The organism is Corynebacterium stercoris, assembly GCF_024160105.1.
Classification (GTDB): domain Bacteria; phylum Actinomycetota; class Actinomycetes; order Mycobacteriales; family Mycobacteriaceae; genus Corynebacterium; species Corynebacterium stercoris.
In genome coordinates, this window is the sequence record NZ_JAMFTQ010000010.1 from 38,057 (window position 1) to 56,282 (window position 18,226).

Consider the following 18,226-nt stretch of genomic DNA (forward strand, 5'->3'; position numbering starts at 1 on the left):
CGGCACAATGACCGAGCCCTCGTTTCCGTTTGTGGCGGTCCACGCGCAGTCGACCGGCATTCACCCGTCCACGGGCCGGCTTCTCACGCTCGACGCCGTGACGTTCGACGACGCCGGCCGCGTCGGCGAGGAATTCCACCAGGTGTTCAACCCCGGCTGCGACCCGGGCCCGCGACACATGCACGGCCTCGAACCGGGCGATTTCGCGCAGGCCCCGCGTTTCTCGCGCTCGCTTCGGGCGCTGGACAAGCTTATCGACGATCGGACCCTCATCCTCCACTCTTCCCCCACCGACTGGGGTTTCATCGTCTCCGAGGCGCGGCGCGCCATGAACGCGGCCGCGCGCGCGAACAGGTCGCGCAACCGGCGCGGCGGGCGGCGGCGCCAACGCGTGGGGCACGTGCCGCGGCCTGCGGAGATCGTGGACGTGCTCGCTAGCACGCGCCTGCAGGGCCACATCCCCGTCGACGAGCGCCTCGGCGCGCTTGCGGGCCTCATCGGCGTGGAGGCGGCGCCGGCTGAGGCGAGTGTGGAACGGACGTCGATAAGCGAAGCCGAGCGCTCCCGCGAGCAAAGCCTCACCCTGGTCGCGATGTTCCTCGCGCTGCGCGAGGCGGGCGAGCTCGCCGCCGTCGACCCGCAGGAGCTCGCCGCCGACCGCTTCGGGCTGCAACGCTCCGCGCTGCGCGTCGACGCCGAGAAGGCCGCCGCCACCAGCGAGAACCCCGGCGTGTACCGCGGCGCACTGCAGCGCGGCATGGAAATCGTGATCACCGACGACATCGCCCGCAACCCCGACGACCTCATCGACCGCAGCGTCCGCGCCGGACTCACCTACAGCGAGAAGCTGTCGCGCGAGACGTCGCTCGTGGTCTCCGACGCCGCCTTAAAGGGCGCCGAACTGCGCGGCAAAGCCATGCACGGCCACCGCAAAGACATCCCCATCCTCTCCGCCGAGCAATTCGCGCACGCTTTGGAGGCCATGGGCGGAGTACCGTAAGGCGCATGAATTTGCGATCCAAAGTGGCTGTCGCCGCCGCGCGGCTGGCCACCACGGCCTCCCGCGCCACCGGCCGCGGCGCCGGCGGCATGATCGGCGGCCTCGTCGCCGGCGCGATCGACCCGAGCATCATGGAGCACGTCGCCGCCGGGCGCCCCGCGGTGCTGGTGACCGGCACGAACGGCAAGTCCACCACCACCCGCATGCTCGCCGGGGCGCTGCGCGCGAAGTACACCGTGGCCACCAACGACAACGGCGACAACATGGACGCCGGCATCATCTCCGCGCTGCTGGCGGGCGAGGCGGCGTCGCACATCGCGCTCGAGGTCGACGAGCTGCACGTCCCGCACGTCGCCGAGCGCCTCAAGCCCGAGGCGTTCGTGCTGCTCAACCTCTCGCGCGACCAGCTCGACCGCGTCGGCGAGATCAACGCCATCGAACGCGCTCTGCGCGCTGCCGTCATGGCGCACCCGGAGGCGACGGTCATCGCGAACTGCGACGACGTCCTCATCACCTCCGTCGCCTGGGACCACCCGAACGTCGTGTGGGTGGCCGCCGGCGCCGGCTGGCTCGGCGATTCCGTGACCAACCCCCGCTCCGGCGGGCACGTCGTGCGCACCGACGAAGACTGGTACGCCGTCGAACCCCTTCCCGACGGCACCGAATTCCGCCGCCCCGCCCCCCACTACCGCGTCACGGATGAGGGCCTTGAGGTGCGTGGGGGAGACGTCGTCAAGCTTGAGCTCCAGTTGCCGGGGCGCGCGAACCGGGGCAACGCCGCGCAAGCCATCGCCTGTGCCGTCGAAGCGTTCGACGTGCCGCTCGCCGACGCCGTCGCCGCCGCCGAGGCCGTGGACAACGTCGCCGGACGCTACACCACCGTCGAGCTCGGCGAGCGCAGCGTGCACCTCATGCTGGCGAAGAACCCCGCCGGGTGGCAGGAGGCGCTGTCGATGCTGGACGCGGGCGCGGACGGCGTGGTCATCGCCGTGAACGCGCAGCAGGGCGACGGCGAGGACGTGTCCTGGCTGTGGGACATCGACTTCGACGGCGCCGCGGCGCTCGACGGCGCGACCGTCGTCGCCGCGGGCGAGCGCGCGACCGACCTCGCCGTGCGCCTACTCTACGCGGGCGTCGAGCACGAGCTGGTCCACGACCCCGTGAGCGCGATCCGCGCCTGCCCGCCCGGCCGCGTCGAAGTGCTGGCCAACTACACCGCCCTGCTCAACCTGCGCCGGGCGCTGACGAAGCAGGAGGATTACCGTGCGTAAACTCACCATCGGCCTGATCCTCCCGGACGTGCTGGGCACGTACGGCGACGACGGCAACGCCCTCGTCCTGCGCCAACGCGCCCGCATGCGCGGGATCGACGCTTCCATCCGGCGCGTCCTGCTTACCGACGACATCCCCGCCGACTGCGACATCTACACCCTCGGCGGCGGCGAGGACGCCGCCCAAGTCATTGCCGCCACGCGCCTCGCCGCGTCGCCTGGGCTCCAAGCGGCGGCCGCCGCGGAACGTCCGATTTTCGCCGTCTGCGCGGGCATGCAGATCCTCGGCCGCACCTTCTACGCGCACGGCACCGAGGCGCAGGGCATCGGGCTTATCGACGCCACCACCGAGCCTCTCCAAACCCGCGCCATCGGCGAAGTCGCCGCCACCCCGACGCGCGCCGGCGTTACCGCGGAACTCGACGAACCGCTCACCGGTTTCGAGAACCACATGGGCAAAACCGCGCTCGGGCCGGACGCGCAGCCGCTGGGCAAGGTGACGCGCGGCGTCGGCAATGGTGCCGGCGAGGCCGTGGAGGGCGTTGTGCAGGGCAACATCATCGCCACGTACATGCACGGGCCGGCGCTGGCGCGCAACCCGCAGCTCGCTGACCTGCTCATCGCGCGCAGCCTCGGCGTGCGCCTCGAGGAGCTGCCCCCGTTGGAGATCCCCGTCATCGACCGCCTGCGCATGGAGCGCCTCTCCCGCTAGCGTCGGCTAGAGCTTGAGGCGCCCCGTCAGCGCGCGGGACAGCGTGAGTTCGTCGACGAACTCCAAATCCCCGCCCAGCGGCATGCCCGACGCCAGTCGCGACACCGTCAAATCCGGGAAATCCTTGAGCAGGCGGGCGATGTAGCTCGCCGTCGCCTCGCCCTCGGTGTCCGGGTCGGTCGCCAGAATCACCTCGGCGATCTCGGGGATCGCCTCCCCCTCCAGGTCCGGCTGCACCCCTCCGATGCGCTGCAGCAGCGAGGCAATCGCGAGGTCTTTCGGGCCGATATTAGCCAGCGGGTCGAGCGCCCCGCCGAGCACGTGGTAGCGGCCCGCGTACTCGCCGGTGCGCTCGATGACCTGGATGTCTTTCGCGTCCTCGACCACGCACACCGTGGCCTTGTCGCGCCCCGAATCCGCGCAGATGCGGCACACTTCTTCGCGCGACACATTGTTGCAGATCCGGCAGAACGTCACGCCGTCACGCACCGCGGCGAGCGCGGCGCGCAGGCGGTCGATGTCCTCCGGCTCCGTCTGCAGCAGGTAAAACGCGATACGCTGCGCGGACTTCGGCCCCACGCCGGGGAGGCGCGAGAACTCGTCGATAAGGTCCTGCAGCGGTCCTTCGAACAAAACCTAGATGATGCCGCCGAACGGCACCTCGCCCGGGCCTGCCGGCTGGCCGCCGAACGGGGACTGGCCCTGCGGTGCGGCGCCGCCGGTCAGCGGGCCGATCTTCTCCTGCGCCAGCTGGCCGGCCTTGTAGTGCGCGTCGCGGTACGCGGCGAGGATCAGGTCCTGCAGCGTCTCAACATCCTCCGGGTCCACGGCCTCGGGCTTGATCTGCAGGTCGGTGATCTCGGCGCCGCCGGTCATGGTGATGGAGACGAGCTCGCCGCCCGCGGTGCCCACCACGGTGGCGTTGAGCAGCTCTTCCTGGGCGCGCTGCAGCGCTGCCTGGACCTCGGCGGCCTGGCGGATGAGTTCCTGCATGTCGGCCGGCATCTGCGGCTGGGTCATGGTCTAAAACCTTTCGTCGTAAAGCAATTGCTCCAACGAGTCTACAGCGGGCGCGCGCCGAGCTCCGCCGCGAGCAGCTCGATGGCGACCTGCGACGCGTCACGACGATCCGGAGCACCCTCCTCGTCCGCCGCCTGATCCGCCATGTCTCGCTCCTCGTCCTCGCGCGTGTACTCGGGCGGGGCGTCGTCGAAGGGCTCCGGCGGGGGCGGGACCTCCTCCGGCTCGGGTTCAGGTTCGGGTTCCGGCTCCGGCTCGGGCTCCGGCGCTTCCTCCTTCGCGGGCGCCCAGACCTCGGCGCGGCGCGGGGGCTCGATGTTCGCCGCCGCCGGATCCGTTCCGATCACGCAGCGCACGTTCACGCGCGCGCCCAGCTTCTCCGCGAAAACCGCGACGATGTCCGCGTTGTTGTTCTCCGCGTTGATGCGCTCCGCGAGCGCGCCCGTGTTGTGGCCCACGACCAGGGTGTCGCCGTCGAAGCCCAGCGGCTTCGCCTCGGTCAGCATGATTTCCGCGACCTTGTTCCGCGTACCGACGCTCTGCCGCAACGCCGTCCAGTCCCGCTCAATGCGCTGGTAGAGCTCGTCGTAATCGGTCACCTGCGGCGCAGGTGGCGGCGCGGGTTCGCTGCGCGGCGGCTCCGGCGCGGGCGCAGGCTCGGGAGCGGGTGGCGGCGCGGGCTCGGGCTTTGGCGCTTGCTGCGGCGCAGGTGTCGAGGCGCTACGCGGGTTGCGGCCCGCCGCCGCAGCTGCAGCGGCAGCCGCCGCCGCGGCCGCCCCGCCCGACGGTGCCGGGCTCGGAGGCGCGGCAGGAGCCGGGTTTGGAGCGGCGGGAGCGGCTGCGGCAGGCGCGGGCGCGGGAGCTGCGGCAACGGCGGGGAGGGTGAGGAGGTGCGCCATCATCACTTCGAGGAGCAGGCGCGGCGAGGTGGCGCCGCGCAGGTCCGAGATGCGGTCGTTGACCTCGGTGGCTAGGGCGGCGAGGCGGGCGCCGGTGAACTGCTCGGCTTCGGCGCGCAGGATGTCGGCGCGGTCGACGGGAGCGTCGACAAGCCCTTGCCCGAAGGCGTCGGGCACGGTGCTGATGAGCAGCAGGTCCCGAAGCCGATCTAACAGGTCGGTGGCGAAGCGGCGCGGCTCGTGGCCGGATTCCATGACCGAGTCGATGGTGCGGAACATGGCGGAGGCGTCGTTGGCGGCGAGGGCGTCAACGGCGGCGTCGAGAAGCGAAAGGTCCGTGACCCCGAGCAGCGGCAACGCGAGCTGGTACGTCAGCCCGTCGGGGCCGGCGCCGGCGAGGAGCTGGTCGAGGATGGAGAGCGTGTCGCGGGGCGACCCGCCGCCGGCGCGGATGACCAGCGGGTACACGTTCTCGTCGACGTAGACGCCCTCCTCGGCCACGACGTGCTCGAGCAGCTCGCGCATGGCGGCGGGCGCGAGCAGGCGGAAGGGGTAATTGTGGGTGCGCGAGCGGATCGTGCCCAGGATCCGCTCCGGCTCGGTGGTGGCGAAGATGAAGATGAGGTGCTCCGGCGGCTCCTCCACGATCTTCAGCAGGGCGTTGTTGCCGGCGGCGGAGATCATGTGCGCCTCGTCGATGATGAAGACGCGGTAGCGCGACTCGGCGGGCGCGAACAGGGCGCGTTCGCGCAGCTCGCGCATGTCGTCGACGCCGCCGTGGGACGCCGCGTCCAGCTCCATCACGTCCAGGTTCCCCGGCCCGCCCGGCGCGAGCGACACGCACGACGGGCACACGCCGCACGGGGTCGACGTCGGCCCCTCCACGCAGTTCAAACTCCGCGCCAGAATGCGTGCCGACGACGTCTTGCCGCACCCGCGCGGACCCGAAAACAGGTACGCGTGGGCGATGCGGCCGTTATCCAGCGCGGTGGACAAGGGCCTGGTCACCTGCTCTTGGCCGATGACCTCTCCGAAGGTTGCGGGGCGATACTTCCTGTACAGAGCCACGCCGTTAGAGCTTAGTCGCGCAGCCAGTTGGCCACATCGACGCCGCGGCGGCGCAGGCGGCGCTCCAGCACGTCGGTGCCTTGTTCGGAGGCGATGGAAAATTCGTCGTCGGTAAGCATGACAAGCTCCACGAGCAGCGTGAGGTGATCGCCCTGGCGCACGTGCGGGGTGCCCTCGACGAACAGGCGCGGCTCGCGCAGCCAGCCGTGGCGGACCTTGCCGGCGCCGATGCCTTCCAGCAGCACGCCCGGCTGCGGCGGCACCCCGAGCGCGCCGAGCTGCCGCACCGCTTTCACCAGCGTGGTGGCCAAGGTGACGTTGTCCACGTTCGCGCGCAGCACGATTTCGCAGCCGACGCTCACCTCCTCGGCGCCCGCGAGCCGCAATCCCGTATCCACCTCGGAAAAGCCGACGGTGACGCCCACGGGTACCCCGTGGTGCGTGGATGTGGCGACGGGGTTGCCGGCGAACATCGTCAGCGTGAGCCCCGGGAAGAGGGTGTCGAGCCAGGAGACAATGTCGTCGCCGGTCACTGGAGCTCACGCTTCTCGACGGCTGCCAGCAGCACGCACGTAGCCACACCATCCATCGCCTCGCTCACCTCATCGAGCGGCGGCAGCGACGGCGCGAGGCGGATGTTCGTGTTCTCCGGATCCACGCCGTGCGGGAACGCCGAGCCGGCCTTGGTGAGGTTGATGCCGGCGTCCTTCGCCAGCTCCCACACGCGCGTCGCCGTGCCCGGCACCACGTTCAGCGAAATGAAGTAGCCGCCCTGCGGCTCCGTCCACTCCGCGACGCCGTACCCGCCGAGGCGCTCGCGCAGAATGCCGATCACCGCCGCGAACTTCGGCGCCAGCGAGCCTGCGTGCTTGCGCATCAGCGCGCGCACCCCCTCCGCGTCGCCCAGCAGCATCGCGTGGGCCAGCTGGTTCTCCTTGTTCGGGCCGATGCCGCGAATGTTCGCAATCGAGCGGTACCAGTCCAGGTTCTCCACACTCGACGCGAAGAAGCTCACGCCGGAACCCGCGTGCGTGATCTTCGACGTAGAGCTCATGTACCAGAAGCGGTTCGGGTTGCCCTGCGCCGCGGCGATGTCGATGACGTTGGGGTTGTCGGGGAAAACGTCGGTAAGCGTGTGTACCGCGTACGCGTTGTCCCAGATAATGCGGAAGTCCGGCGCCGCCGCCTCGAGCCCGGCCAGGCGCTCGATGGTCTCGCGCGAGTACACCACGCCCGTGGGGTTGCCGAAGAGCGGCACGCACCACATGCCCTTCACCTGCGGGTCTTGCACAAGCTTCTCGACGGCTGCCACATCCGGCCCGTCCTCCGTCATCGGCACCGTGATCATCTCGAAACCGAACTGCTCCGTGATGGCGAAGTGGCGGTCATAACCCGGCACCGGGCACAGCCACTTCACGGTCTCCTCCTCGCGCCACGGACGCGGCGAATCGTTCGTGCCGAACGCGAACGCAAACGAGATGAGGTCGAACATGATGTTCAGCGAGGACGAGTCACCCGCGATGAGGTTCTCCACCGGCACCCCGAGCACCTCCGCCCAGATCTCGCGGATGTCCGCGATGCCGTCGAGCCCGCCGTAATTGCGCACGTCAACGCCCGACTTCGTGCGGTAGTTGTCCTTGCCCGGCAGCGCGAGCAGATCGTTGGAAAAATCGAGCTGCTCGCTCGACGGCTTGCCGCGCGTGAGGTCCAGGTTGAGGTTCTTCGCCTTGAGGTCCTCGTAGCGCTGGCGCACGTCCTGCGCCAGGGCGTCAAAGTCCTGCTGAGAAAGTTCGTTGAGGTTCGCCATACCTGACGATCGTACCCGCGGGCGCGCACTCCCCCAGCGCGACGCAAGGCAAAAATAAGGGGACCCCACGCACCTGCCAGAGCTCGCTGACCCTTGCTGCGTTCCCGCCCTGGGGGAGTTCACAAGATAAACACCGCGTGGGATCCTGCCCCACACTGTAACCCGAGCCTCGGCGCAGGGCCAAAAGCAGCACGTGTGGGCACGCGTTTTGTTGCTTTACGACGGTATCGGCTAATGTATTCCTCCGATACAAACGGTGCCGCTTCGGTGGGGCCGGGAGTGTTTGACTGGAGGATTCGACTAGCGGCCTATGTCACACGCCTGGAACGCGTGCGGGTAGCAATACCCTCGTGGGTTCAAATCCCACATCCTCCGCAAAATCCGAAACCGGTGCGCTCTTCTTGGGGCGCGCCGGTTTTTTCGTTCCTACAGCGCGTAGAATTGACACCACGCGATTCCGTGAACATCCGGGCGTCCCGTCAGATGCGCCCACGAATTCACAAGGAGAACTCCCCCTCATGAACGAGCAGCTCAAGGACCTCATGAACCAGCAGGTCACCAACGAGTACGGTGCCGCCTACATCTACCGCCACCTGGCGAACGAGATGGACGCGCACTCCTTCCCGGGCCTGTGCAACTGGTTCGTCGCCCAGGCGCAGGAGGAGCTGGAGCACGCGCAGAAGTTCGCCCAGCACCTGCTCGACCGCGGCCAGCACATCCACCCGCTGAACATCGAGATCGACGTGCCCGAGGTGCACAACCCGCTCGACGCCTTCAAGGCCGCGCTCGCGCACGAGCAGAAGGTGTCCGAGCAGATCCGCAACATCACGCGCGTCGCGGACGAGGTCGGCGACCTCGAATCCCGCGCGCTGCTCAACTGGTTCCTCAACGAGCAGATCGAGGAGGAGGCGACGGTCGGCGAGATCGTGGACCAGCTCGAGCTCGTCGGCTCGGACGGCTCGGGCCTCCTGCGCATCGACGCCACCCTCGCCTCCCGCGAGACCCTCTAGGTCTGCTTTCCGTCAGTTTTTTCGCTCAACCCATCTGAGAAAGGCTGCACCCATGGCAACATCGCTCGATGTAGCCCAGTTCATCTATGACGAGCTAGGGTGGGTTGACGCGTGGAAACTGGCGAAGGGCAACTCATTGAACAAACGCATTCTGAGGAGCCGTGGCTGAAGGCTAGGAAGGGAATGGGGGACAGTATGAAGTCGAACCAGACCATTTCCCGTGCTGACATGCGACGCTTCTATGCCTTGCAGGAGGCTCGAGGCGCATCAAGCCCGGCGCGCTCGGATCTCGACGGTACCTTCCCAATTGCTCTTCAAACTGAGACATTCGAGAAGAACATCGACCGCTGGTCAGGTGCTTTGGAGCTGCTTGCAGAGCGGTGAGCAAGTTCTGTCTAGAGCCGCCGGCAGATCTCGAACTGCCCTAGGGTGAACTGCGCCTGAACACCGGGCGAAACCTGCCCAAACTTCGGCCGCTGGCGATGCGAACCGCTCGCCGGTGGCCGACTATATGGGCGTGACTCGTTCCTTCACTCGCCGCGGCTTCCTCCGCAGTTCCGCTGTGGCGGCGGGGGCGGTTGGAACGGGCGTCGCGACGCAGGCGTGGGCGCAGAGCTCCCAGCCGGTCGCGTCCACGGCCCCCCTGGCGGAGATGGAGCTCCCGCCGCTGCCGTTCGTGCACGGCGTGGCGTCGGGCGACCCCCTGCCGGACGCCGTCATCATTTGGACGCGCATCACGCCTGACGACGCTTCCTTCCCCGGCAGCAACGCCGGAGCACCAACCCCGGTGCGCTGGGAGATCGCGCTCGACCCGGAATTCGCGCACGTCGTGCAGTCGGGCCACGCTACGTCCACGCCGGAGCGGGACCACACAATCCACGTCGACGTGCGGGGGCTCGCGGCGGCGACGACGTATTTTTATCGTTTCGTCGTCACGCAAGGGCCCCACGCGGGCACGGTGTCGCCGCTGGGGAGGACGAAGACTGCGCCTGGGGTGGGGGTGAACGTCGGGAAGCAGAAGTGGGCGGTGGCGAGCTGCGCGAACTGGGAATCCGGCTTCTTCTCCGCGTACGCTGACCTGGCCGAACGCGGCTGGGCGGGCGACGTGGACCTCACCGTGTTCCTCGGCGACTACATCTACGAATACGCGCGCTACGAGTACGCCGGCTTCGGCCCGGTGCGGCTGCACGAGCCGGCGCACGAGATCGTGACGCTTCAGGATTACCGCACGCGCTACGGCCGCTACCGCACCGACCCAGCGCTAAAGAACGCCCACGCCGCGATGCCGTGGATCGTCGTGTGGGACGACCACGAGATTGCCAACAACACCTGGCGCGACGGCGCCGACAACCACCAGCCGCACGAAGGCGACTACCTCACGCGTCGCGACGCCGCCGTGCGCGCGTACTACGAGTGGATGCCGGTGCGCGTCGCCGACCCGTCCGGCGAGGGGCGCATCTACCGCTCGTTCACGTTCGGCGACCTCGTCGAACTCACCATCATGGACCTGCGCACCTTCCGCGACGTGGAGTTTTGGCGCGGCGGGTCGCGCCAGCCCGGCGACGCGCGCACGATGCTCGGCTCCGAGCAGTACAACTGGCTCATCGACACGCTTGAGCGCTCGCGCACACGCTGGAACGCGCTGGGCAACTCCGTGATGTTCTCGCCGATGCGCCTCGGCGCGGTGCTGCACAACCCGGCGACGCGTCCGTTCGCGAAAGCGCTGTCCTCGAACATCCTGAGCTCGCACGCAAACGTGCCGACGATCGACGAGATGCCCCTCAACGGCGACCAGTGGGACGGCTACGACTTCGAGCGCCGCCGCCTCATCAACACCCTGGGCCGCCTGGGCAAGTCCCCGATCTTCCTCACCGGCGACATCCACACCGAGTGGGCGCATTCCGTGCTTCACGACGGCACCGAGATCGGCTGCGAAGTCGTCTGCGCCTCCGTCACCGCCCCCAACGTGACCGATTCACTTGGCCTGCGCGCCGGCGGGCCCGTGTTGGCCACCGCTGTGAACTACATGCATGCCGCCAACCCCACCCTGCGCCACTGCGCCCTGGACACCCACGGGTACTCGCTGGTGACGATCACGCCAGACGAGGTTGTCGCCGAGTGGCTGCGCGTGGACAACATTCTCGAGCCGCTCTCCCCCGTCCGCCCGGCAGTGGCGCTGACATGGCGCAAGGACGCCGGCTTCGTGCGCTAGGCTCCCCGCTTCACAGCGTTCGTTTTTCAGGGCCCCGAGCACGCGGAAATCCAACCTATTGCCCCCCTAGAAGAAATATCAGCGGATAGCTTTTGGAGCCTCAGAGATCATCCTCTCCATCAGGCTCGGGGTTGTCGCGGAAAAGCGGATCTTCCTCGTTCTTCGGCGGGCGTTTGACGCATTCACGTACACCATCGACGTGTTCATTCAAGCTGTCTGAGACCGTAGCCCACATTGGGTCCAGGACGAAGTCTATCCCTGACCGCCTGGCATGCTTAGCAGCTGGTACAAAATCGCTATCACCCGAAATCATCACGATCTGGTTCACCAGACCCCGCTCAGCGAGCGACGCGATGTCCAGTCCGATACGCATATCCACGCCTTTTTGCGTAATGTCTAGAGAAAAGTCTTCCGCTTTCAGGTCCTGGACAGATATTTCGCCACGACACAGTTTCTTCAACGGTCGCGGTTTGAGACTGTACCCATTCTGAGTCTCAAGTTCCTCACCTCGTCGTAGGGCAACCTTTCGCTTTTTGACGAGCTCCTTCAAGAACTCAGTCATCCACTGAAACTCCGCTGATTGACCAAGGTTGACCTGTTGTTGGGTTAACGGGTGGTACAGGACCTTCGAAGACGGAGGACAGTCGTAGTAGAAAATTCGATACAGGCTGCTCTGAGATTCCCGAATGTGCCTTTTGCAGTAGTTAAACAGTTCGTCCGCCCGACCTCTTGGTGTCTTGTCACCGAATAGAGCCTTAGCCCGGTGGCGGTAAAAACCTCCGTCAACCAAAATTGCAGTGACAATCGGCTGGCGGGGATATTCTGCGGAGAATTTGTTCGAAGAATGTCTGCCCATAGGCCCCATTAAAACACTGAAAGCCCAGTCATCGGCACACTCCTTATAGGTGGAGGGTCAACGGCTGGGCCTAGTAACGAAACTTTAGCAAAGTTCTGTTGCAAAATGCAACACATTTAGCCAGGAGTCGACTCACCTCTCCAGACGAAGGGGTCTCGGGGCAGGCGGGACGGGTCGAACTGCTCGAGCAGGTCGGCGGGGGTGTTCGCGGGGGGGCAGCCGACGGAGGCGGCGAGCTGCGCGAAGACCGCCGCGGCGGGGGCGGTGCTGGTGGCTCGGGTTGCGGCGGCTTGGGTCGCTGCGGGGTCGGTGCTGGCGGCCCGGGTTGCGGCAGCGGTCATCTCCCGCAGGGTCACGGCGCCGTCGCGCTTCGCCAGCCGCTTGCCCTCCGCGTTGACCACCAGCGGCACGTGCACGTACTCGGGCTGGGGGTAGCCGAGCAGGTGCGCCAGGTACGCCTGCGCGGGGGCGGAATCGAGGAGGTCGTCGCCGCGGACGATTTGGTCGATGCCTTGGAAACCGTCGTCGACGACCACCGCCAGGTTGTAGGCCCAATCGCCGGCCTGCGCCTGGTCGACGCGACCGCCGCGACGGAGAATCACGTCGTCGACGGGGCCGGTGTATGCGCCGTGGTAGAAATCGCGGATGGTCCACTCGGAGGCGTCGGCACGCAGGCGGATGGCGGGGAGGCGGCCTTGGGAGGCGAGCTCTGAGCGTCGGAAAGCGCGGTGCTCCGGGGAGAGGTCGCGGCAGGTGCCCGGGTACAGCCCGGGACGCGCGTGGGGGGCGGAGGCGGCCTCGCGGATGTCGCGGCGCGTGCAGTAGCACTCGTAGGTGGGCAGCTGGGCGAGCGCGGCCTCGTAGGCGGCGTGGCGATCGGACTGGTAGAGCACCGGCGGATCCCACTCGATGCCCAGCGCCGCGAGGTCCGCGAGCTGGCGCGCGGCGGACTCGGGCGAAGAACGCTCCGAATCGATGTCCTCCACGCGCATGAAAAATGCGCGGCCGGTCTGGCGCGCAAACAGCCACGCAAGCAGCGCCGTCCGGAGATTACCGAAGTGCAAATCGCCCGACGGCGACGGCGCGTAACGGCCGGCGCTAGGCACGTCCGTCTCCGGCGTAGTAGCGGCCGAGGAATTCGTCGCGGAACGCCTCGTAATACCCGCCGTCGATGGACGCGCGGATGTTGTCCACCAGCCGCACCATGAACTCCAGGTTGTGCATGGTGCACAGCGTGCCGGCCAGGTATTCCTTGGCTTTCAGCAGGTGGTGGATGTAGGCGCGCGAGTAATTCTCGGACACGTAGCCGCCGAATTCTTCGTCGACGCCCGTGAAGTCGCGCTTGAAACGCGCTGCGGTGAGGTTCATGCGGCCGTCGAGGGTGTACACGCCGCCGCGGCGCCCGAGGCGGGTCGGCGAGACGCAATCGAACGTGTCGGCGCCAGCTTCGACGGCGGTGAAAATGTCGTCGGGCTCGGAGATCCCCAGCAGGTGCCGCGGCGCATCGACGGGCAGTTCATCCGTCACCCAGCCCACAATCGCGCCCAGGTTCTCCTTCTCCAGCGCGCCGCCGATGCCGAACCCGCCGAAACCGCGCTTCCCCTCGCCGCGCGCGGCACGGTCCAGCTCGAGCAAGCCGCGCGTCGCGTGCCGACGCAAGTCCTCATACTGCGCCCCCTGCACCACACCCCACAGCGACTGCTCGGGCCGCCCCGGGTGGGTGACGGCGCGTTCGCGGGTCAGCCGGTCGTGCTCGTCGAGGCAGCGCTTCGCCCAGCGGCGGGTGCGCTCGACGGAGTGCTCCTGGTAATCGCGGGTGTCCACCAGCGTGGTCAGTTCGTCGAAGGCGAAGATGATGTCGGCGCCGAGCTGGTGCTGAATCTGCATCGACACCTCGGGCGTGAAGCGGTGGGTGGAGCCGTCGATGACGCTCTTGAAATCCACGCCGTCATCGTCCACGCGCGCCTTGCGGTCCTTGTTCGCGGCGCGGATGTCGCTCTCGGTTAGCCCCGCGGTGTCCATGGCCAGCACTTTGCGGAAGCCCACGCCCAGGCTCATGACCTGGAAGCCGCCGGAATCGGTGTACGTCGGCCCGTCCCAGTGCTCGAACGCGGCGACGCCGCCGGCCTCGTCCACAATGTCCGGGCCGGGCTGCAGGTAGAGGTGGTAGGCGTTGGACAGAATCGCCTGGGCGCCGATCTGGCGCACCTGCTCGGGCGTGAGCGTTTTGACGGTCGCTTTCGTGGCCACCGGAATGAACGCCGGCGTGTGGATGTCCCCGTGCGGCGTGTGAATCGTGCCGGTTCGGCCGTGCTTGCCGGGTTGGTTCGCGCCGTCGTAAAGCGAAGTGCCCAAGGTGAAGGTCATGCGGAAATCTCCTGGGGTTGGCGGGCGTCGTCGAGCATGTGCTCGATGCCGGTGCCCTCGACGTCCATTTCGGGCAGAATGCGGTCGAGCCAGCGCGGCATCCACCACGTGGCGCGGCCGAGCAGGAACATCGTGGCGGGGACGAGCGCCATGCGGATGAAGAACGCGTCGAAGAACACGGCCACGCCGAGCGCGAAGCCGAAGATCTGAATGAACGGCAGCGGCTGGTTGATGAAGGCGATGAACACCGCGATCATGATCACCGCCGCCGCCGTGACCACGCGCGCGCCTTGCGTGAAGCCCTCGATGGTCGCTTCCTCCACCGCGTGCAGCTCCGCGTCGGGGTCGCCGGCGCGGCGCAGCTTGAGGTAGTGCTCGCGGATGCGGGTGACCAGGAAGACCTGGTAATCCATGGCGAGGCCGAAGGTCACGCCGATCATGAAGATCGGCAGGAAGGACAGGATCGGCCCCGGCGTGTTCACGAGGCCGAAGAGGCCCTCCTGCCACACCAGGACGGTGAAACCGAACGCCGCGCCGACGGAGAGGAGGAAGCCCAGGCCCGCGACCAGCGGCACCATGATGGAGCGGAACACCAGCATAAGCAGGATGATCGCCAGGCCCACGACGATGCCGAGGTAGAGCGGCATCGCGCCCGCGAGCTCCTCGGTGATGTCCATCTGCACCGCGGTGAGGCCCGTGAGGCCGATGTGCACCCCGGTGGCATCCTCCACCTGGCGGTTGTTCTCGCGCAAACCGTGGGCGACGGCGAGGGTGTACTCCTCCTCCGGGCCGCCCTCCGGGGTGGCCAGGATCTGGGCCGCGGTGAGGTCCTCGTTCACGCTCACGAGCTGGGCGTGGCGCACGCCGGAGACGGAGTTCGCCTCGCTGACGGCGTAGAGGAACGACGCCAGCGCCGCCTTTTCGGCGCGCCCGCCAGCGGAATCCGGCACGGCAGCCATGTACGGCTGGAGAATCTCGGCGTCCGGGTTCACGCCGTGCGCGTCGACGATCAAGAGCAGCGGCGCGTTGATGCCGGGGCCGAAACCCTCCGTCATGAGGTCCGCCGCTTTGCGCTGGGTGGTGTCCTTATTGGAGGTGGTGTCAGACGGCAGGGCCATCTCCAGGCCCAGCACTGGCGCGCTCATCGCGCCGAGGCCCAGCACCACCGCGGCCATGACGGCGGCCGGGAAGCGGCGCACGACGTTCACCCACGTGCGGCCCATCGAGCGGGTGTCCAGGTCTTTCGCCGGGCGGTTGCCGGGGCCGGCGTGGCCCGCCACGCCCGGGATGCGGCCGGCGAACGCGCGGTCTCCCCACGCGCCGAGCAGCGCCGGCAACATCGTCAGCGCCACCAGCACCGACACCAACACGGTGAACGCGGCGGAAATGCCCATCCAGCTCAAAAACTCGATGCCGGCGAGCACCAGCGCGACCAGCGCCACGAACACGGTCGCACCCGCGAACACGACGGAAGAGCCGGCGGTGCCCACCGCCATGCCGGCCGCCTCCGGGCCGGGCAGCGTGCGCCGCTCCTGGCGGTAGCGCGACAGGATGAACAGGGCGTAGTCGATGCCCACGGCCAAGCCGATCATCACGGCCAGCACCGGGGTGACGTCGTTCAGCTCGACCCAGTGCGTGGTGGTCAAGACGGCCAGCGCGCCGATACCCACGCCAACCACGGCGGTAACAATCGGCATGGTCGACGCGGCGAGGGACCCGAACGTCACCAGCAGCACCAGAAACGCAACGCCGATGCCGATCATCTCGGACGTCGTGTTGATCTCGATCGGGTCGCCGTAGCCGGGGCCGCCGGCCTCGACCTGCAGGCCGGCGTCGCGGCCGATCTGCATCGCGTCCGCGACCACGCGACGGTCCGCATCGGTGACTTGGAATTGGGATTCGGCGGCGAATTCGAACGTCGTAAAGCCGATGCGCCCGTCGTCCGAGACCATGCGGAGGTTGTAGGCGTCGGCCCGCGCGCTCTCCTCCGGCAGGCCCATCTGCGTCATCTGCTCCACCAGGCCGCGCTGCAGCTCCGCGTTGATGCGCACCGGGTTGCCGAACCGCTGCGTGCCCTCAATCGCGCCGAGGTTGTCCTCGATGTGGCGCACCGTCTGATCCATCGCGGCCATGTACGCCGGGTCCGCGAGCTGCGCGCCCTCCGGCGCCGCGAAGACCAGATTCACCGACGGCGAGCTGGCCACATCGCCCTCGCCGGGGAAATTCTCCTCCAGCGTGGTCAGCGCCTCGATCGCCGGGGTGCCCGTGATGGCAAACTCGGAGGTGAACGGCTTCATCAGCGAAAACGCCGCGCCAGCGCAGCCCGCAAGGATGACAAGCCACGCCACAATCACCCGCCACGGGTGCAGGTAGGACCAACGCCCCAGCTTGAACAGCAGTTTCGGCACGAGCGGAGCTTCCTTTCGGTTGACGCTTACCCGATCAATCCTAAAAATGAACACCGCGCGAGACAATCATCATCTCGCGCGGTGCCAGTGGCGGTAGCGGCGGGATTTGAACCCGCGGTGGTTTTACCCACACTCGCTTTCGAGGCGAGTACCTTCGGCCGCTCGGACACGCTACCGCTAGCTACAGTAACCGCCGTGCGGTGCGCAAACAAAATCTCCCCGCCGGCTGTGCGCCGTGCGGGGAGATCGGTGAAAGGGTGCGACTAGATCTGGTCAGCTGCGCGGTCAGCAGCGTCCTCGATGTCCTGCTTAGCCTCGTGCTCCTCGCGCTTGTCCTCCACCTTCGCGGCAACCTCGTTGAACTTGTCCTTGATAGCGTCACCAGCCTCGGAGAGCTTCTCCTTGATCTCGCCGCCGAGCTGGTCAGCCTTGCCCTCGTTCTTGAGCTCGTTGTTACCAGTCAGGTCGCCGAGACCCTCCTTGATGTCGCCCTTGAGCTGGTCGCCCTTGCCTTCAAGTGCCATGATGATCTCCTTTTGTTGTAGTTAATAGCTAACAGCACCCACTGTAGCGCCGGTCACGGCCGTGCCGCCATAACAATTCAATTACGGGGTTGCGCCCGCACGTCGGCGAAAAACTCGCCCATGAGCTGGGCCGTTTCCGCCTCCAGCACGCCGCCGCGCACCTCGACTTGGTGCAGGTGGTGCGGGTCGCGCACCGCATCGAACAGTGAGCCGAGCGCGCCTGTCTTCGGCTCGTACGCGCCGAACACCACCGAGCGCACCCGCGCGCCCAGGATCGCGCCGGCGCACATGGTGCACGGCTCCAGCGTCACCACCAGCTCGCATCCGTCGAGACGCCACGTGCCCAGGGTGCGCGCGGCCTCGCGGATCGCTTCCACCTCGGCGTGGGCGGTGGGATCCGCATCCGCTTCACGACGATTCACCCCACGCCCCACCACACTCCCATCCGGCGCGTAGACGATCGCACCGACAGGCACGTCGCCGGCGGGGGTGGTGCGGGCGAGCGCGATGGCCTCGCGCATGCGCTCGGCGGCGCGGCGCTCGAGTTCGCTGGGCACTGTCACGGGCAGTTGCTAATCGACGGCGTCCGCCAGCTCATCGGCAAAGCCCAGCTCCGCGGCGATGGTCTCGGCGAGGTCGTAGGGATCTGCGTCGTCGTCAAGCAGAATGCTCAAGCGCTCCTCCGAGAGCCCGAGGTCGGCGAAGATGGCGAAGTCGCCCTCGGCCCACGCGTCGACGTCGTCGAGCTCGTCCGGGTCGATGTCGGGGACGTCGATGCCGGCTTCGGCGAGGATGTCGGCGGCGAAATCGTCGTCGACAGCCATCGTCGCGTCCGAGATGAGCACGCGGATGCTCGCCGGACCCGGGCGCACGACCACCAAGTAATCCTCCTCGACGTTGAGGATTGCGAACGCGGCGCCCTCGCTGCGCAGGCCGCGCACCGCCGCCACCGAGGTGTCCAGGCTGGTGAAATCGTCCTTGAACTCGCGGACAACCCAGCCGCCCTCGCGGCGCGCGACGGTCACCGCAAACCCGTCCTCAAAATCCTGGCTCATGCTGCAACAGGGTAGTC

At 67.7% G+C, this 18,226-nt stretch carries 18 protein-coding genes, 2 tRNA genes and 1 other RNA gene; 7 read left to right on the plus strand and 14 right to left on the minus strand.

The window, feature by feature from the left end:
- Positions 1-7: 7 nt before the first annotated feature.
- From M5J20_RS08250 to M5J20_RS08260, 3 genes are read left to right on the plus strand one after another with little or no spacing between them, the layout of a single operon-like run.
- Positions 8-1,000 (plus strand): exonuclease domain-containing protein, encoded by a 993-nt coding sequence (locus M5J20_RS08250; RefSeq protein WP_253578413.1) that lies wholly within the window; start codon positions 8-10, stop codon positions 998-1,000.
- Positions 1,001-1,005: 5 nt separating this feature from the next.
- The gene (locus tag M5J20_RS08255) at positions 1,006-2,271 is read left to right on the plus strand and encodes a Mur ligase family protein (protein WP_253578420.1); all 1,266 of its coding nucleotides are present in this window, start codon (positions 1,006-1,008) and stop codon (positions 2,269-2,271) included.
- On the plus strand, positions 2,264-2,983 hold the full coding sequence (locus M5J20_RS08260) for a type 1 glutamine amidotransferase (RefSeq protein WP_253578422.1): 720 nt from the start codon (positions 2,264-2,266) through the stop codon (positions 2,981-2,983). The genes M5J20_RS08255 and M5J20_RS08260 overlap by 8 nt, the downstream gene beginning before the upstream one ends.
- Before the next feature lie 6 nt (positions 2,984-2,989).
- Here the strand turns inward: M5J20_RS08260 and recR are convergent, their stop codons facing one another.
- The 6 genes from recR to ffs all read right to left on the minus strand — a co-directional run bounded on the left by recR (position 2,990) and on the right by ffs (position 7,927).
- Positions 2,990-3,616, minus strand: a complete 627-nt coding sequence (gene recR, locus M5J20_RS08265) for a recombination mediator RecR (protein ID WP_253578424.1) — start codon at positions 3,614-3,616, stop codon at positions 2,990-2,992.
- A gap of 3 nt (positions 3,617-3,619) precedes the next feature.
- Positions 3,620-4,003, minus strand: coding sequence for a YbaB/EbfC family nucleoid-associated protein (locus tag M5J20_RS08270; RefSeq protein ID WP_253578426.1), 384 nt, complete (start codon positions 4,001-4,003; stop codon positions 3,620-3,622).
- Between the two features lie 41 nt (positions 4,004-4,044).
- On the minus strand, positions 4,045-5,970 hold the full coding sequence (locus M5J20_RS08275; protein ID WP_253578428.1) for a DNA polymerase III subunit gamma and tau: 1,926 nt from the start codon (positions 5,968-5,970) through the stop codon (positions 4,045-4,047).
- Between the two features lie 11 nt (positions 5,971-5,981).
- Positions 5,982-6,503, minus strand: coding sequence for a hypothetical protein (locus M5J20_RS08280; protein ID WP_253578430.1), 522 nt, complete (start codon positions 6,501-6,503; stop codon positions 5,982-5,984).
- Positions 6,500-7,777 carry an aspartate aminotransferase type Ic gene (locus tag M5J20_RS08285; protein WP_253578432.1) on the minus strand — a complete coding sequence of 426 codons (1,278 nt, stop codon included), beginning with the start codon at positions 7,775-7,777 and terminating at the stop codon, positions 6,500-6,502. The genes M5J20_RS08280 and M5J20_RS08285 overlap by 4 nt, the downstream gene beginning before the upstream one ends.
- A 51-nt stretch (positions 7,778-7,828) precedes the next feature.
- Positions 7,829-7,927, minus strand: an RNA gene (gene ffs, locus M5J20_RS08290) — signal recognition particle sRNA small type.
- Positions 7,928-8,066: 139 nt separating this feature from the next.
- On the opposite strand from ffs, the gene M5J20_RS08295 reads away from it, so the two are divergent.
- The 4 genes from M5J20_RS08295 (at position 8,067) to M5J20_RS08310 (ending at position 10,999) form a co-directional block, all read left to right on the plus strand.
- Positions 8,067-8,152: transfer RNA gene (locus M5J20_RS08295), tRNA-Ser, on the plus strand.
- Between the two features lie 143 nt (positions 8,153-8,295).
- Complete coding sequence (locus M5J20_RS08300) at positions 8,296-8,787, plus strand: ferritin (protein WP_253578434.1); 492 nt, start codon at positions 8,296-8,298, stop codon at positions 8,785-8,787.
- Positions 8,788-8,898: 111 nt separating this feature from the next.
- Complete coding sequence (locus M5J20_RS08305; RefSeq protein ID WP_253578436.1) at positions 8,899-9,171, plus strand: Panacea domain-containing protein; 273 nt, start codon at positions 8,899-8,901, stop codon at positions 9,169-9,171.
- A gap of 127 nt (positions 9,172-9,298) precedes the next feature.
- The gene (locus M5J20_RS08310; RefSeq protein WP_256478208.1) at positions 9,299-10,999 is read left to right on the plus strand and encodes an alkaline phosphatase D family protein; all 1,701 of its coding nucleotides are present in this window, start codon (positions 9,299-9,301) and stop codon (positions 10,997-10,999) included.
- Between the two features lie 100 nt (positions 11,000-11,099).
- Here the strand turns inward: M5J20_RS08310 and M5J20_RS08315 are convergent, their stop codons facing one another.
- From M5J20_RS08315 to M5J20_RS08350, 8 genes are all read right to left on the minus strand, one after another.
- Entirely contained in the window at positions 11,100-11,855 is a 756-nt protein-coding gene (locus tag M5J20_RS08315; RefSeq protein WP_253578440.1) for an NYN domain-containing protein, read from the minus strand.
- A gap of 116 nt (positions 11,856-11,971) precedes the next feature.
- Positions 11,972-12,961, minus strand: a complete 990-nt coding sequence (gene gluQRS / locus M5J20_RS08320) for a tRNA glutamyl-Q(34) synthetase GluQRS (protein ID WP_253578442.1) — start codon at positions 12,959-12,961, stop codon at positions 11,972-11,974.
- Positions 12,954-14,222 (minus strand): tRNA guanosine(34) transglycosylase Tgt, encoded by a 1,269-nt coding sequence (gene tgt, locus M5J20_RS08325; protein ID WP_253578444.1) that lies wholly within the window; start codon positions 14,220-14,222, stop codon positions 12,954-12,956. The genes gluQRS and tgt overlap by 8 nt, the downstream gene beginning before the upstream one ends.
- Positions 14,219-16,630 carry an MMPL family transporter gene (locus tag M5J20_RS08330; RefSeq protein ID WP_253578446.1) on the minus strand — a complete coding sequence of 804 codons (2,412 nt, stop codon included), beginning with the start codon at positions 16,628-16,630 and terminating at the stop codon, positions 14,219-14,221. The genes tgt and M5J20_RS08330 overlap by 4 nt, the downstream gene beginning before the upstream one ends.
- Positions 16,631-16,718: 88 nt before the next feature.
- A tRNA-Ser gene (locus M5J20_RS08335) sits at positions 16,719-16,806 on the minus strand.
- A gap of 87 nt (positions 16,807-16,893) precedes the next feature.
- On the minus strand, positions 16,894-17,154 hold the full coding sequence (locus M5J20_RS08340) for a CsbD family protein (protein WP_253578448.1): 261 nt from the start codon (positions 17,152-17,154) through the stop codon (positions 16,894-16,896).
- A gap of 77 nt (positions 17,155-17,231) precedes the next feature.
- Positions 17,232-17,675, minus strand: a complete 444-nt coding sequence (locus tag M5J20_RS08345; protein WP_253578468.1) for a nucleoside deaminase — start codon at positions 17,673-17,675, stop codon at positions 17,232-17,234.
- A 51-nt stretch (positions 17,676-17,726) separates the two neighbouring features.
- Positions 17,727-18,209 carry a tRNA adenosine deaminase-associated protein gene (locus M5J20_RS08350; protein ID WP_253578450.1) on the minus strand — a complete coding sequence of 161 codons (483 nt, stop codon included), beginning with the start codon at positions 18,207-18,209 and terminating at the stop codon, positions 17,727-17,729.
- Positions 18,210-18,226 lie beyond the last annotated feature (17 nt).

Excerpts from the sequence above, each read along its gene's own strand:
- M5J20_RS08250 (WP_253578413.1), top strand. The coding sequence starts at position 8 with ATGACCGAGCCCTCGTTTCCGTTTGTGGCGGTCCACGCGCAGTCGACC.
- M5J20_RS08300 (WP_253578434.1), top strand. The coding sequence starts at position 8,296 with ATGAACGAGCAGCTCAAGGACCTCATGAACCAGCAGGTCACCAACGAG.
- M5J20_RS08350 (WP_253578450.1), bottom strand. The coding sequence starts at position 18,209 with ATGAGCCAGGATTTTGAGGACGGGTTTGCGGTGACCGTCGCGCGCCGC.
- M5J20_RS08255 (WP_253578420.1), top strand. The coding sequence starts at position 1,006 with ATGAATTTGCGATCCAAAGTGGCTGTCGCCGCCGCGCGGCTGGCCACC.
- M5J20_RS08285 (WP_253578432.1), bottom strand. The coding sequence starts at position 7,777 with ATGGCGAACCTCAACGAACTTTCTCAGCAGGACTTTGACGCCCTGGCG.
- M5J20_RS08270 (WP_253578426.1), bottom strand. The coding sequence starts at position 4,003 with ATGACCCAGCCGCAGATGCCGGCCGACATGCAGGAACTCATCCGCCAG.
- M5J20_RS08310 (WP_256478208.1), top strand. The coding sequence starts at position 9,299 with ATGGGCGTGACTCGTTCCTTCACTCGCCGCGGCTTCCTCCGCAGTTCC.
- M5J20_RS08340 (WP_253578448.1), bottom strand. The coding sequence starts at position 17,154 with ATGGCACTTGAAGGCAAGGGCGACCAGCTCAAGGGCGACATCAAGGAG.
- M5J20_RS08315 (WP_253578440.1), bottom strand. The coding sequence starts at position 11,855 with ATGGGCAGACATTCTTCGAACAAATTCTCCGCAGAATATCCCCGCCAG.
- tgt (WP_253578444.1), bottom strand. The coding sequence starts at position 14,222 with ATGACCTTCACCTTGGGCACTTCGCTTTACGACGGCGCGAACCAACCC.
- M5J20_RS08345 (WP_253578468.1), bottom strand. The coding sequence starts at position 17,675 with ATGCGCGAGGCCATCGCGCTCGCCCGCACCACCCCCGCCGGCGACGTG.